At 72.5% G+C, this 13,893-nt stretch carries 12 protein-coding genes and 1 tRNA gene; 6 read left to right on the forward strand and 7 right to left on the reverse strand.

Annotation, left to right across the window (positions count from 1 at the left end):
- Positions 1-52 precede the first annotated feature (52 nt).
- The 3 genes from C1N71_RS08180 to C1N71_RS08190 all read right to left on the reverse strand — a co-directional run bounded on the left by C1N71_RS08180 (position 53) and on the right by C1N71_RS08190 (position 1,797).
- Positions 53-126: transfer RNA gene (locus C1N71_RS08180), tRNA-Val, on the reverse strand.
- Entirely contained in the window at positions 117-1,346 is a 1,230-nt protein-coding gene (locus tag C1N71_RS08185) for an MFS transporter (protein WP_137755940.1), read from the reverse strand. The genes C1N71_RS08180 and C1N71_RS08185 overlap by 10 nt, the downstream gene beginning before the upstream one ends.
- On the reverse strand, positions 1,339-1,797 hold the full coding sequence (locus C1N71_RS08190) for a peroxiredoxin (protein WP_137755941.1): 459 nt from the start codon (positions 1,795-1,797) through the stop codon (positions 1,339-1,341). The genes C1N71_RS08185 and C1N71_RS08190 overlap by 8 nt, the downstream gene beginning before the upstream one ends.
- Positions 1,798-2,067: 270 nt before the next feature.
- Between C1N71_RS08190 and aceE the strand changes: the two genes are divergently transcribed.
- The 6 genes from aceE (at position 2,068) to C1N71_RS08220 (ending at position 9,549) form a co-directional block, all read left to right on the forward strand.
- Positions 2,068-4,788 carry a pyruvate dehydrogenase (acetyl-transferring), homodimeric type gene (gene aceE / locus C1N71_RS08195; RefSeq protein WP_137755942.1) on the forward strand — a complete coding sequence of 907 codons (2,721 nt, stop codon included), beginning with the start codon at positions 2,068-2,070 and terminating at the stop codon, positions 4,786-4,788.
- Positions 4,789-4,795: 7 nt separating this feature from the next.
- On the forward strand, positions 4,796-5,956 hold the full coding sequence (locus C1N71_RS08200; protein WP_254677947.1) for a PucR family transcriptional regulator: 1,161 nt from the start codon (positions 4,796-4,798) through the stop codon (positions 5,954-5,956).
- Between the two features lie 79 nt (positions 5,957-6,035).
- On the forward strand, positions 6,036-6,956 hold the full coding sequence (locus C1N71_RS08205; protein ID WP_137755944.1) for an ACP S-malonyltransferase: 921 nt from the start codon (positions 6,036-6,038) through the stop codon (positions 6,954-6,956).
- Entirely contained in the window at positions 6,953-7,948 is a 996-nt protein-coding gene (locus C1N71_RS08210) for a beta-ketoacyl-ACP synthase III (RefSeq protein ID WP_137755945.1), read from the forward strand. Before C1N71_RS08205 ends, C1N71_RS08210 begins: the two co-directional genes overlap by 4 nt.
- A gap of 35 nt (positions 7,949-7,983) precedes the next feature.
- Entirely contained in the window at positions 7,984-8,232 is a 249-nt protein-coding gene (locus C1N71_RS08215) for an acyl carrier protein (protein WP_092501620.1), read from the forward strand.
- An 81-nt stretch (positions 8,233-8,313) separates the two neighbouring features.
- On the forward strand, positions 8,314-9,549 hold the full coding sequence (locus C1N71_RS08220) for a beta-ketoacyl-[acyl-carrier-protein] synthase family protein (RefSeq protein ID WP_137755946.1): 1,236 nt from the start codon (positions 8,314-8,316) through the stop codon (positions 9,547-9,549).
- A 126-nt stretch (positions 9,550-9,675) separates the two neighbouring features.
- On the opposite strand, the gene C1N71_RS08225 is transcribed toward C1N71_RS08220, so the two are convergent.
- The 4 genes from C1N71_RS08225 to C1N71_RS08240 all read right to left on the reverse strand — a co-directional run bounded on the left by C1N71_RS08225 (position 9,676) and on the right by C1N71_RS08240 (position 13,851).
- Positions 9,676-10,149 (reverse strand): DUF3145 family protein, encoded by a 474-nt coding sequence (locus C1N71_RS08225; RefSeq protein WP_137755947.1) that lies wholly within the window; start codon positions 10,147-10,149, stop codon positions 9,676-9,678.
- Positions 10,150-10,313: 164 nt separating this feature from the next.
- Positions 10,314-11,102: a DUF1684 domain-containing protein gene (locus C1N71_RS08230; RefSeq protein WP_137755948.1), complete on the reverse strand. Its 789-nt coding sequence runs from the start codon at positions 11,100-11,102 to the stop codon at positions 10,314-10,316.
- 52 nt (positions 11,103-11,154) lie between these two features.
- Positions 11,155-12,336, reverse strand: coding sequence for an SLC13 family permease (locus C1N71_RS08235; RefSeq protein WP_137757269.1), 1,182 nt, complete (start codon positions 12,334-12,336; stop codon positions 11,155-11,157).
- Positions 12,337-12,420: 84 nt separating this feature from the next.
- On the reverse strand, positions 12,421-13,851 hold the full coding sequence (locus tag C1N71_RS08240; protein WP_137755949.1) for an MFS transporter: 1,431 nt from the start codon (positions 13,849-13,851) through the stop codon (positions 12,421-12,423).
- Between the last annotated feature and the right edge of the window lie 42 nt (positions 13,852-13,893).

The following is a 13,893-nucleotide window of genomic DNA, read 5'->3' on the forward strand; positions in this document are numbered from 1 at the left end:
TCTACGAGCGGTGCGCGCCGCGTCCGGCATGCGCTGGTCGCGGCCGCGTCCGTGGGCCCGAGCGGGCTCGAACCGCTGACCCCCTCGGTGTAAGCGAGGTGCTCTGACCAGCTGAGCTACGGGCCCGCGTCGACCCTACGCGACGCCGCGCCCGCGTTCGGCGCTCGCCAGGCGACCGCCGCGACGGGCACGGCGGCGACGAGCACGACGGCGAGCGCGACGACGCAGCCGAGCCATCCGAACGCGGCGAACACCGGGCCGAGCGCCACCGCCGCCACGGCGCCGCCGAGGTAGTAGGCCGTGAGGTAGAGGCCGACGGCCGACGAGCGCGCGACGGTCACGTGTCGCGCGACGAAGCCGGTCGCGCACGACTGCCCCGCGAAGACCGCGACGCACGTGAGCGCGAGTCCCGCCACGATCGCCCACGTGGCACCCGCGTCGCCGAGGCCGGCGAGTGCGAGCCCCGCGACGCCGACGCCCGCGGCGATCACGAACGTCGGCACGAGCCCGATCCGCGCGATGACGGCGCCGACGCGCGGCGTGACGACGATCGCGAGCAGGAAGACGACGAAGACGAGGGAGACCTGCCACTCGGCCAGGTCGTGCGGCGGCGCCACGAGCGCGAGCGCGCCGTAGGTGAACGAGCCCACCTGCAGCGCGAGCAGCGCGGCGCCGACGAGGCACGTGGCGAGGATGCGGCCGTCGCGCAGGTGCCTGCCGAAGCCGCGCACGCCCGCACCGACCGACGCGGACGCCGCGAAGCCGCGGTCGCTCGGCAGCCATGCGGCGACGGCCGCGAGCGCCGCCGCGACGACGAGCGCGACGGCGACGAACGACCACTGCCAGCCCAGCGGCGCAGCGATCCCCGACACGAAGCGCCCGAGGAAGCCGCCGAGCGCCGTGCCGGCGACCTGCAGCGCACCGAGCCGCACGGCGAGCGGACCGGGCCACGCCTCCGGGATCATCGCGATCGACGTCGAGAACACGAACGGCACGAGCATGCCCTGCACGACGCGCACCGCGACGAGCATCCAGAGCGATGGCGCGAGCGCGCACAGCAGCGTCGTCGCGAGCACGCCCGCCAGCGCCCACACGATCACCGAGCGGCGCCCCAGGCGATCGGACACGGCCCCCGCGATCGGCGCCGAGAGCGCCACCCCGAGCGTCGATGCCGCGATCGTCCAAGCGGCGGCCGCCGCCGACGCATCCAGATCGCGTGCGAGCGCGTCGAGGATCGGCTGCGTCGCGTACAGGACCGAGAGCCCGCCCACGCCCGACGCGACGACCGCGATCCGCTCGCGCCGCGTGGCGCCGCGCGCGTCGCCCGCCGCGGACGGATCAGCCAAGCGCGGCGAGCGCCTCGCGGTACGCGGCGAGGTCGCGCGCCTGGCCGGGCTCGGTGCGGAAGGCGGCGGCGACGAGCCCGTGCGCGTCGACGAGGAAGGTCGCGCGCGTCGCGAAGCCGCGCTCGGGCAGGAAGGCCCCGTAGCGGCTCGCGACCTCGCCGTGCGGCCAGAAGTCCGACAGCAGGCGGAATCGGTAGCCCTCCTCCTCGGCGAAGCGCGCGAGCGTCGCCTTCGAGTCGACCGAGATCGCCAGCAGCTCGACGCCCGCGTCGTCGAAGAGCTCCATCGCGTCGCGCAGCTCGCACAGCTCGCCCGTGCACGTGCCCGTGAACGCGAGCGGGAAGAAGACGAGCGCGACGGGCCTCCCGCGCAGCTGCGAGAGCGTCACCTCCTCGCCGTGATGGTCGACGAGCGTGAAGTCGGGGGCGATGTCGCCGACGATGGGTGCCATGGCCCCATCCTGGCACCGCCATGCGGCACCGCCGCCCGGGCGGTGAACGCGGTGCGCGCGGCCGTTGCGAGGTGCGGCTGCTGCACTCGGGTGCGGTTGCATCGGCACCTCGGTGCAGCAACCGCACCTCGCAGCACTGCGGCGATTCCGCCACCGGCGCACCACCCGCGGACGGCATCCGTGCGCGGGATAGGCTGGCTCCGTCGCACGTCGCCGGTGACCCCGGGGCGCGGTGACGCGAGCAGTCCACGAGCCACGCAGGAGTCAGCAGTGCCGGTGAACGACCAGGATCCCTACTCGGTCAACGCGATGGATCGGGATCCCGAGGAGACCGCGGAGTGGCAGGAGTCGCTCACCCAGCTCGTCGAGACGCACGGGCACGAGCGCGGGCGCGAGATCATGCTCAGCCTCCTCAAGCGGTCGAAGGACCTCCACCTCGGCGTGCCGATGGTGCCGACGACCGACTACATCAACACGATCGCGGCCGACGACGAGCCGGAGTTCCCCGGCGACGAGGCCGTGGAGCGCCGCTACCGCCGCTGGATCCGCTGGAACGCCGCCATGACGGTGCACCGCGCGCAGCGCCCCGGCATCGCCGTCGGCGGCCACATCTCGACGTACGCGTCGAGCGCCTCGCTCTACGAGGTCGGCCACAACCACTTCTTCCGCGGCCGCGACCACGAGTCCGGCGGCGACCAGATCTTCTACCAGGGCCACGCCTCCCCCGGCATGTACGCCCGCGCGTTCCTCGAGGGTCGACTCAGCACCGACCAGCTCGACGGCTTCCGCCAGGAGAAGAGCCACGCGGGCGGCGGCCTCTCGTCGTATCCGCACCCGCGCCTCATGCCCGAGTTCTGGCAGTTCCCGACCGTGTCGATGGGCATCGGCCCCATCAACGCGCTCTACCAGGCGCAGGCGAACAAGTACCTCACGAACCGCGGCATCGTCGACCGCTCCGACAGCCGTGTGTGGGCCTTCCTCGGCGACGGCGAGATGGACGAGGTCGAGTCGCGCGGCGCGCTGCAGCTCGCCGCGAACGACGGGCTCGACAACCTCACCTTCGTCATCAACTGCAACCTCCAGCGCCTCGACGGCCCCGTGCGCGGCAACGGCAAGGTCATCCAGGAGCTCGAGTCGTTCTTCCGCGGCGCGGGTTGGAACGTCATCAAGGTCGTATGGGGCCGCGAGTGGGATGCGCTGCTCGACCGCGACGCGGACGGCGCGCTCGTCGACCTCATGAACCGCACCCCCGACGGCGACTACCAGACCTACAAGACCGAGGACGGCGCGTTCGTGCGCGAGCACTTCTTCGGTCGCGACGAGCGCACGCTCAAGCTCGTCGAGGACATGTCCGACGACGACATCTGGAACCTCAAGCGCGGCGGCCACGACTACCGCAAGGTCTACGCGGCGTACAAGGCGGCCGTGGAGCACACGGGCCAGCCGACCGTCATCCTCGCGAAGACGATCAAGGGCTACCAGCTCGGCAAGTCGTTCGAGGGCCGCAACGCGACCCACCAGATGAAGAAGATGTCGCTCGAGGACCTCAAGGGCTTCCGCGACCAGCTGCAGCTGCCGATCACCGACGCGCAGCTCGAGGAGGACCCCTACCTGCCGCCGTACTTCCACCCGGGCGAGGACTCCGAGGAGATCCAGTACATGCACGAGCGCCGCAAGGCGCTCGGCGGATACCTGCCCGAGCGTCGCTCGACGTCGACGACGATCCCGATGCCCGGCGACGACGCCTACGCGCTGCCGAAGAAGGGCTCGGGCAAGCAGGAGGTCGCCACGACCATGGCGTTCGTGCGCCTGCTCAAGGACCTGCTGCGCGTCGACGGCTTCGGCAACCGCATCGTGCCGATCATCCCCGACGAGGCGCGCACCTTCGGCATCGACGCCTTCTTCCCCTCGGCGAAGATCTACAACCCGCACGGGCAGAACTACACGTCGGTCGACCGCGACCTGCTGCTGAAGTACCGTGAGGCGCCCGACGGGCAGATCCTCCACGTCGGCATCAACGAGGCCGGCGCGATGGCGGCGTTCACGGCCGCGGGCACGTCGTACGCGACGCACGGCGAGCCGCTCGTGCCGATCTACGTCTTCTACTCGATGTTCGGCTTCCAGCGCACGGGCGACGCCATGTGGGCGGCCGCCGACCAGATGGCGCGCGGCTTCATCATCGGCGCGACGGCCGGTCGCACGACGCTCACGGGCGAGGGCCTGCAACACGCCGACGGCCACTCGCACCTGCTCGCCTCCACGAACCCGGCGATGGTGTCCTACGACCCCGCGTACGGCTACGAGATCGCGCACATCGTGCGCTCGGGCATCGAGCGCATGTACGGCTCGAGCCCCGAGAACGTCATGTACTACCTCACGGTCTACAACGAGCCGCTCGTGCAGCCGGCCGAGCCCGAGGGCGTCGACGTCGAGGGCATCGTGCGCGGCATCCACAAGGTGTCGACCGGCGGCGAGCACGAGCTGCGCGTGCAGCTGCTCGCCTCGGGCGTCGGCCTGCCGTGGGTGCTCGACGCGCAGCGGATGCTCGCGGACGACTGGGGCATCGGCGCCGACGTCTGGTCGGTCACGTCGTGGACCGAGCTGCGTCGCGACGCGCTCGCCGCCGACGAGCACAACTTCCTGCACCCGCAGGACGAGCAGCGCGTGCCGTTCGTCACCGCGCGGCTGTCGGAGGCCGAGGGTCCGTTCGTCGCGACCAGCGACCACATGCACGCGGTGTCGGACCAGATCCGCCAGTGGGTGCCCGGCGACTACCTGACGCTCGGCGCCGACGACTTCGGCTTCTCCGACACGCGTCCCGCCGCCCGCCGCTACTTCCACATCGACAGCCACTCGGTCGTCGTGCGCGCCCTCGAGGCGCTCGCGCGGCAGGGCAAGGTGCCCCTCGGCACCGTGCAGCAGGCGATCGAGAAGTACGCGCTCCACGACGTGAATGCTGGCACGTCGGGCAACGCGGGCGGCGAGTCGTAGGGCGTCGTTGGAGCGGACGAAGGCGCAGCAGCTCGCCTGGCTGCGCCGCATCGCGGGCGACCTCTCCTCGCAGGTCCTGAAGGAGCTCGAGGAGACGCTGCCGTGGTACGGCACGATGCCGCCGTCGCGCCGCAGCGCCGTCGGCCTCGTCGCGCAGTCCGGCATCACCTCGTTCATCGAGTGGTACGAGGACCCGGAGGCGCAGCCGTGGATCGCGGCGGACGTCTTCGGCGCGGCACCGCGAGAGCTGCTGCGATCGGTGAGCCTGCAGCAGACGCTGCAGCTCATCCGCGTCGTCGTGTCGGTGTACGAGCGTCGCATCGCAGGCGAGGATCCGACGATGCGCGAGCCGATCCTGCTCTACTCGCGCGACATCGCCTTCGCCGCCGCCGACGTGTACGCGCGCGCCGCGGAGTCGCGCGGCCTGTGGGACGCGCGGCTCGAGGCGCTCGTCGTCGACTCGATCCTCACCGGCGAGTACGACGAGGAGCTGCCATCGCGCTCGGCGGCGCTCGGCTGGGCGGGGCACGGCGACTGCGCCGTGCTCGTCGGCGTCGCGCCGCCGCAGGTCGACGTCGACCTCATCCGCCGCGTCGCGCGCCATCACGACGCCGACGTGCTCGTCGGCGTGCAGGGCGCCAGGCTCGTCGTGGTGATCGGCCGCGTCATCACCGAGGAGGAGTCGCCGTACGCGTTCCTCGACATCGCCGCGGCGCTCGAGCCGTCGTTCGGTCCCGGTCACCTCGTGCTCGGCGATCCCGTCGCGAGCGTCGTCGAGGCGTCCCGATCGGCGAAGACGGCGCTCGCGGGCTTCGCCGTCGCGAAGGCGTGGCGCAGCGCACCGCGACCCGCGCGCGCCGACGACCTGCTGCCCGAGCGGGCGCTCGCCGGCGACCCCATCGCCAGGCAGCAGCTCGTGCGCACCATCTACCGCCCGCTCCACGACCACTCGAGCGACCTGCTCACGACGCTGTGGGCGTACCTCGACAACGGACGCTCCCTCGAGGCGACGGCGCGCGAGCTCTTCGTGCATCCGAACACCGTGCGATACCGCCTGAAGCGCATCTCGGAGCTCATCGGCTGGGATGCGACGGGCGCGCGCGAGTCGTTCATGCTGCACGCCGCGCTCATCCTCGGCGCCATCCAGGGCGGCGAGCCGCGCCGATGACGCGGTCGCATGCCGCGCGGGCCATGCGAGCGCTGCGCCATGCCTGCGGCGTCGCGCGCGCTGTGGAAGGGTGGATGCCGTGATCGTCGTCGTGGCTCCAGGACAAGGTTCGCAGACCCCGGGCTTCCTCGCCCCGTGGATCGAGGACCCCGCCGCCCGCACCCGGCTCGAGCAGCTGGGCGAGGCCGCGGGCGTCGACCTCGTGACGCACGGCACCGAGTCGGACGCCGAGACGATCAAGGACACGCAGGTCGCGCAACCGCTCATCGTGGCCGCCGGCATCCTCGCGCTCGACGCGCTGCTCGGCGCGCCCGGCCGACGCGAGGCCGTCGGCGGCATCGCGGGCCACTCGGTCGGCGAGATCACCGCCGCCGTCGGCGCCGGCGTGCTCGAGCCGCTCGACGCCATGGCGCTCGTCGGCGAGCGCGGCCGAGCGATGGCCGAGGCGGCGTCGCAGGTCGCGACGGGCATGGCCGCGGTGATCGGCGGCGACGCCGACGCGCTCGAGGCGCGCCTGGGCGAGACGGGCCTCGCCCCCGCGAACTACAACGGCGGCGGCCAGATCGTCGTCGCCGGAACCGTCGAGGGCATCGAGGCGCTCAGGGCCGAGCCGCCGGCGGGTGCGCGCGTCATCCCGCTGCAGACCGCCGGCGCCTTCCACACCTCGTACATGGCCCCGGCCGTCGAGCGCCTGCGCGCGAAGGCCGCGGACACCGCCGCCGCCGTGCCCACGCTGCGGCTGTGGACGAACGCGGACGGCACCGAGGTCGTCGACGGCCGCACCTACCTCGACCTCATCGTCGGCCAGGTCGCGAATCCCGTGCGCTGGGACGCGTGCATGGACGCCTTCCTCGCCGCCGGCGTCACGGGCGTCATCGAGCTCGCCCCTGCGGGTGCGCTCGTCGGCCTCGCCAAGCGGGGCATGAAGGGCGTGCCCACCGTCGCGGTGAAGACGCCCGACGACCTCGCCGCCGCCATCGAGCTGCTGGAGACCCCATGACCACCCTGCACGTCCCCGCGAGCCGACCCGGCTCGCGCATCCTCTCGGTCGGCGCCGCGCGTGGCGACCTCGACGTCCCGAACGACGACCTCGTCGGTCCGATCGACTCGTCCGACGAGTGGATCCGCCAGCGCACCGGCATCGTGTCGCGCAAGCGCGCGTCCGCCGAGCTGTCGCTGCTCGACATGGCGAAGGCCGCCGCCGACGAGGCGATCGCGAAGGCGGGCATCGAGCCGACGCAGATCGGCGCCGTCATCGTGTCGACGGTCTCGCACCATCTCGCGACGCCCTCCCTCGCCTCGCTGCTCGCCGACCGCATCGGTGCGACGCCCGCAGCCGCCTACGACATCTCGGCCGCGTGCGCCGGCTACGCCTACGGCGTCGCGCAGGCCGACGCCCTCGTGCGCTCGGGCACGAACGACTACGTGCTCGTCGTCGGCGCGGAGCGCATGTCCGACATCATCGATCCCACCGATCGATCGATCTCGTTCCTGCTCGGCGACGGCGCGGGCGCCGTGGTCGTCGGCCCGTCGGACACGCCCGGGATCTCGAAGAGCATCTGGGGATCCGACGGCTCGAAGTGGGACGCGATCCGCATGACCTCGTCGTACGCGGAGGCCGCGCAGACGGGCGTCTGGCCGACGCTGCGCCAGGACGGCCAGACCGTGTTCCGCTGGGCCGTCTGGGAGATGGCGAAGGTCGCCAAGCGCGCGCTCGAGGAGGCCGGCGTCGGCCCTGAGGACCTCGCGGCCTTCATCCCCCACCAGGCCAACATGCGCATCGTCGACGAGTTCGCGAAGCAGCTGAGGCTGCCCGACACCGTCGCCATCGCGCGCGACATCGAGACGATGGGCAACACGTCCGCCGCCTCGATCCCGCTCGCGACCCACCGACTGCTCGAGGAGCACCCCGAGCTCTCCGGCGGCCTCGCCCTCCAGATCGGCTTCGGCGCCGGCCTGGTCTATGGCGCGCAGGTCGTCGTCCTCCCATAGGCTCATAGCCGCTACCGCACTGAAGGAGAAGAACGATGGCACTGACCAACGATGAGGTCCTCGCTGGGCTCGCAGAGCTCGTGAACGACGAGACCGGCATCTCGGTCGAGAACGTCCAGCTCGAGAAGTCGTTCACGGACGACCTGGACATCGACTCCATCTCGATGATGACGATCGTCGTCAACGCCGAGGAGAAGTTCGACGTGAAGATCCCCGACGACGAGGTGAAGAACCTCAAGACCGTCGGCGACGCCGTCACGTTCATCACGAACGCGCAGTCCTGAGCACGCGTGGGGCGACCGGAGCGGTCGCCCCACTGCCATGCAGGCGCGACGCCGCGCCCCAAGACACGAGAGATCCCCTGCATGACGAAGAAGATCGTCGTCACCGGCATCGGCGCGACGTCGCCGCTGGCCGGGACCATCCGCGAGACGTGGGATGCGCTGCTCGCCGGCGCATCCGGCGCACGCTCGCTCGAGCACCCCTGGGTCGCCGAGCTCGAGCTGCCCGTGACGTTCGCCGCCGAGGCCGCCGTGCGGCCCGACACCGTGCTCGAGCGCCCCGTCGCCAAGCGGCTCGACCCCTCGAGCCAGCTCGCCCTCGTCGCCGCCAAGGAGGCGTGGGAGGACGCGGGCTCGCCCGAGGTCGCACCCGAGCGCCTCGGCGTCGACTGGGCCACGGGCATCGGCGGCGTGTGGACGCTGCTCGACGCCTGGGACACCCTGCGCGAGAAGGGCCCGCGGCGCGTGCTGCCCATGACGGTCCCGATGCTCATGCCGAACGCGCCGTCGGCCGCCGTCTCGATGCACTTCGAGGCGCGCGCCTACGCCCGCACCGTCGCCTCCGCGTGCGCGTCGTCGACCGAGTCGATCGCGATGGCCTACGAGCACCTGCAGGCCGGTCTCGCCGACGTCGTCATCGCCGGCGGCTCGGAGTCGGCCATCCACCCCATCACGATCGCGTCGTTCGCGTCGATGCAGGCCCTGTCCCGTCGCAACGACGACCCGGCGCACGCCTCGCGGCCCTACGACGTCTCGCGCGACGGGTTCGTCATGGGCGAGGGCGGTGCCGCGCTCGTGCTCGAGACCGAGGAGCACGCGCTCGCGCGCGGCGCACGCATCTACGCGGAGCTCGCCGGCGCGGGCGTCACCGCCGACTCGTACCACATCACCGCGCCCGAGCCCGAGGGCCTCGGCGCGAGCCGCGCCGTGCACGCCGCGCTCGCCCAGGCGGGCGCGTCGGTCGACGACGTCACCCACGTCAACGCCCACGCAACCTCGACGCCCGTCGGCGACGTCGCCGAGGTGCGCGCCCTCGAGCGCGTGTTCGGCGAGCGCGCGCGAGAGATCCCCGTCTCCGCGACGAAGGGCGCGCACGGCCACCTGCTCGGCGGCACGGGTGCGCTCGAGGCGGCGTTCACGGTGCTCGCGCTGCACCACCGCGTCGCGCCCCCGACGATCAACGTCGAGGAGCAGGATCCCGAGGCGCCGCTGTCGATCTCGTCGACGCCCGTCGAGCTCGGTGCGGGACCGCAGCTGGCGATCTCGAACTCGTTCGGCTTCGGCGGCCACAACGCCGTCGCCGCGTTCCGCAGCGTCTGACGCCACGCGCGCGAGGGCCCCGCCGTCTTCGGCGGGGCCCTCGGCACGTCGTGCGCTCCCTTCGAGGCTCGCTTCGCTCGCACCTCACGGAGCGGTCGAAGGAGGGAGCATCGCAGGAGCTTCGGCTCAGCCCGCCTTGTGCAGCCAGATGACGGGGCTCGCGTCGCTCGCGTGCCGGAACGCCTCGAGCTCGTCGTCCCAGTCGGTGCCGAGCGCCGTGCGCAGCTCGCGCTGGAGCGCCTCGACGTCGCGACCCGCGAGCTCGATGGCGGCCCGCACCCGGTGCTCCGAGACGAGCACGGTGCCGAGCGCGTCGACGGTCGTGCGGGTCATGCCGAGGCTCGGCGTGTGCATCCAGCGCGAGCCCTCGACGCCGCCCTCCTCGGTCACCTCGAAGCGCACGTCGGGCCAGCCGCGGAGCGCGCTCGCGATCGCGGCGCCCGATCCCTCGGCGCCCTCCCAGGCCATCTCGGCGCGCCGGGCTCCCGGCAGCACCGGCTGATCCTCCCAGCGGATGGCGGCGGGCTCCGCGAGGGCACGACCGATCGCCCACTCGATGTGTGGGCACAGCGCCTTCGGGGCAGCATGGATGAACACCATGCCGCGGGCAGCGACTGCTTGCAGCGCACTCATGACTCGACCTCCGTTCGATGCGGCTTCCCCTCCGACCGAACGCGTCGACGGCATCAGTATGCGCCCAGGGCGCGTCGAATCACAACCCTGTCATGCCGCTGTGCGGCATCGATGCGACGGCGGACGTCGCCTCAGGCGGCGGCCGCGTCCGCGAAGCGCGGCCGCTGCTCCCCCGCCCGGATCGCGAACGGCAGCCGGTTCTGCGCAGGCGGCAGGGGGCAGTCGAACTGGTCGCTCATCGCGCACGGCGGCACGATCGCACGGTTGAGGTCGAGCTCGACCGAGCCGTCGCGCCTGGGCCGGACGAAGAGGAATCGGCCCACGCCGTAGGTCTCGTCGCCCGTCGTGGCATCCGCGAAGACGATCTGCAGCGCATCGCCGTCCGGCATCGCGAGCAGCGCCACCTCGTGCCCTTGGATCGTCGCGCGCACGGTGCCCGCCATCCGCTCGACGCGCTCGCCGCCCTGGCTGCGGCCCACGGTGGCCTCCACGCTCCCGGGCTCGAAGCGGCCCTCGACGACCCAGGCCGGATCGTGGTCGTACGTGGCGAAGCCCTCGAAGCGGGCGATCGCGTCGGACTCCGCGTCCCAGATGCGCACGCCCACGCCGCGGCCGCGTTGGATGACGTAGCCGGTGCGGGTGTCGTCGAAGCGCACCCGGCTCGGCGTCATGCCGTCGTGGGGATGGACGACGACGGTGCCGTCGACGACGCGACCGTCGACGGTGATCTCGTCGGCCTCGGTCGCGGTCAGGGCGACGCCGTCACCCGCAGGCGTCGGCGCCCAGGTGCCCGGGACGCCGTCGATCGTGGTCGGCCGCTCGATCCACGCGGTGGTGACGAGGGCGAGCGCTCCCTGCGCGGCCCGCACGCTCTGCTCGCGGCGGCGTCGGAACGCCGCGTGGTCCTGCTCGGAGCTCATGCGACCAGCCTAGGCGCGTGCGAGGGCCATGTCGGGCACCGCGCGGTGCGCGTCAGGCGACGTGCGCGAACCAGAGCGCGAGCACCGCGAGGACGACCGTGACGGGTGCGACGACGACGCTGAGCAGCATGTAGCGACCCCACGCGAGCGTGACGCCCATCGCGGCGAGCCGGTCGTGCCACAGCAGGATCGCGAGCGACGCCCACGGGGTGACGAGCGCGCCCGCGTTCACCCCGACGAGCAGCGCCGCCATGCGCTGCGGATCGGTGGCGAGCGGCTCGAGCGCGAGGTAGGCGGGCAGGTTGTCGACGCCGTTCGCCAGCAGGGCGCCGGAGCCCGCGAGCCGCAGCAGGTCGCCGAGCCCGTCGCCCGTCCCCACGACCGGCGCGAGCGCCGCGGCGAGCCCGCGCGCGTGCAGGGTCTCGACGACGAGGAAGAGCCCGACGGCGAGGAGCACGATCTGCCAGGGCACCAGGCTCCAGCGCACGGCGGAGCGTCGACGCACGGCGACGAGCACGAGCAGCAGCGCGGCGGCGACCGAGGCGGGGATCCACACCTCGATGCCGCTCACGAGCGCCGGGACGAGCAGGGCGACGACGACGCCCGCGCCGATCGTGAGCACCCGGTCCGGCTCGGCCTCGACGGTCTGCCGCTCGAAGCGCACGGCGAGGCTCCGGCGATGCACGAGCGCGACGGCGACGACGGGCACGGCGATGCCGACGATCGCCGCCGGCGCCATGAGCGCCGCGAAGGCCCCGGGGCCGAGGTCCAGCCGGTGCTCGGCGAGCAGGTTCGTCAGGTTCGAGACGGGCAGCAGCAGCGAGCCGGTGTTCGCGAGCCACACCGTCGTGAGCGCGAAGGGCAGCGGGTCGAGTCGCAGATGCCGCGCGAGCAGCACCACGACGGGCGTCAGCAGCACCGCGGTCGTGTCGAGCGAGAGCATGATCGTCGCGACGGTCGCGAGGGCGACGACGAGGAGCCAGACGACCCACGCCCTGCCTGCGCCGATCGTGCCGAGCCGCTCGGCGATCGCGTGGAAGACGCCCGCCACGGCCGCGAGCTCCGCGACGATCGTCGCGGCGACGACGAACAGCAGCACGGGCCAGGTCCGCTCGCCGATCTCGATCGCGGCGTCCGACGGCAGCACGCCCGTCGCGAGCAGCCCCGCGCCGACGACGACGAGCACGGCGCCGACGATGCCGATCCACGGCGCGCCGTGGAGGCGCTCCCTCATGGGCCGTCGTGCCGAGCCGACGTGCTCGACGTCGTCACGCACGAACGCATCGTACGCCCGAGCGGGCGCGACGAGCGGCGCGGCTCAGCGACGCGGGTCGACCTGCTCGGCGGCCGGCTCGACCACCGACGCGTCGGCGACGGGCACCGACGCCGTCTGCCCGGCGTACTGCGCCGAGAGGATGCGGTACGAGCGGGTGAGGAAGGCGGCCGCGCCCAGCAGCATCGTGAGGACGCCGGTGACGAGGAAGACGAAGGCGATGCCGCGCGCCGCGCCCTCGCCGAGCAGCCAGCCGAACGTCTCCCGACCGAGGTCGGAGTCCATGTACGGGATGATCGCGAACTCGGCGATCGGGGCGATGAGGAACGACGTGATCGGCGCCGCCGCCGCCTCGAACGCCTGCGCGAAGCCGAACACGCGCCCCTGACGCTGGAACGGCACGACCTTCTGGATCACGGTCTGCTCGGCCGCCTCGACGGCGGGCACGAGCGCCATCCACATCCAGATGCCGACGGCGTAGAGCAGCCACCACTCGCGGATCGTGAAGAGCGCGCCGAGGATGCCCATGCCGACGACGAGGAGCAGCATCGTGCGGATCGGGTTGCGCCCGAGGCCCGTCCTCGCGATGACGGCGCCGCCCACGATGAAGCCCGTCGAGGCGACGCCGAGCACCAGGCCCCACAGCTCGACGGGGAAGAGCTCGAGGCCGTACGGATCCATGAGCGCCATGTAGACGCCGCCGAAGAGGTTGTTGAAGGTCGAGAACAGGATGAGCGCGAAGAGCCCGGGCGCCGCTCGCACGGCCGTGATCGCGCCGCGCAGGTCGACGGCACCCCGCCCCTCGCCGTCGGGCTCGGGCTGCGCCTCGGGGATGCGCACGACGAGCAGGTGCGCGAGGGCGAGCCCCGTCGCGACGACGGCGATGCCGAGCGTGATGCCCATGCCGAGCAGGCCGATCGCGAGGCCCGAGAAGACGCTCGTGATCATGAAGGCCACGCCCTGCACGGTGCCGACGAGGCCGTTGGCGTTCGCGCGACGCTCCTCGGGCACGAGGAGCGTCACCGTCGTCGACAGCGCGATGTTGCGCATGTTCTCGACCACGGCGCCGAAGAGGACTATGCCGGAGAAGAGCCAGAACCACGGGCCGCCGAGGTCGAGCAGCGCGGACTCGGGGAAGAGCAGGTACAGCACGCCCGCGATCGAGAACGAGGCGAGCGTCACGACGCTCGAGAGCACCATGACGCGGTGCTTGCGGTGCCGGTCGACGATCGTGCCGAAGAGCATCGCGAACAGGGCGACGAGGAGCATGTAGGCGCCGCCGATGATGCCCGTCGCGAGCACGGATCGCGTCTCGAGGTAGACCCAGAAGGTGAGGGCGAACCAGAGGAAGCTCGTCGTGACGTTGGCGACGAGCGTGTTGACGAGCACGTGGCCGAAGCGGCGCATGCCGTCGGCGGGCACGACGGGATTCGTCGTGGGCGGCGTCGCGGCTCCGCCAGGCTCGGGCTCGCTCATGCGGGAAGCATAGGCGCGGCTACCGACGCGCGCAGGGGTGCC

Origin of the sequence: Agrococcus sp. SGAir0287, from assembly GCF_005484985.1 — a bacterium.
Classification (GTDB): Bacteria; Actinomycetota; Actinomycetes; order Actinomycetales; family Microbacteriaceae; genus Agrococcus.

Excerpts from the sequence above, each read along its gene's own strand:
- C1N71_RS08190 (WP_137755941.1), bottom strand. The coding sequence starts at position 1,797 with ATGGCACCCATCGTCGGCGACATCGCCCCCGACTTCACGCTCGTCGAC.
- C1N71_RS08210 (WP_137755945.1), top strand. The coding sequence starts at position 6,953 with ATGACCACCCTGCACGTCCCCGCGAGCCGACCCGGCTCGCGCATCCTC.
- C1N71_RS08215 (WP_092501620.1), top strand. The coding sequence starts at position 7,984 with ATGGCACTGACCAACGATGAGGTCCTCGCTGGGCTCGCAGAGCTCGTG.
- C1N71_RS08220 (WP_137755946.1), top strand. The coding sequence starts at position 8,314 with ATGACGAAGAAGATCGTCGTCACCGGCATCGGCGCGACGTCGCCGCTG.
- C1N71_RS08225 (WP_137755947.1), bottom strand. The coding sequence starts at position 10,149 with ATGGTGTTCATCCATGCTGCCCCGAAGGCGCTGTGCCCACACATCGAG.
- C1N71_RS08230 (WP_137755948.1), bottom strand. The coding sequence starts at position 11,102 with ATGAGCTCCGAGCAGGACCACGCGGCGTTCCGACGCCGCCGCGAGCAG.
- C1N71_RS08235 (WP_137757269.1), bottom strand. The coding sequence starts at position 12,336 with ATGAGGGAGCGCCTCCACGGCGCGCCGTGGATCGGCATCGTCGGCGCC.
- C1N71_RS08240 (WP_137755949.1), bottom strand. The coding sequence starts at position 13,851 with ATGAGCGAGCCCGAGCCTGGCGGAGCCGCGACGCCGCCCACGACGAAT.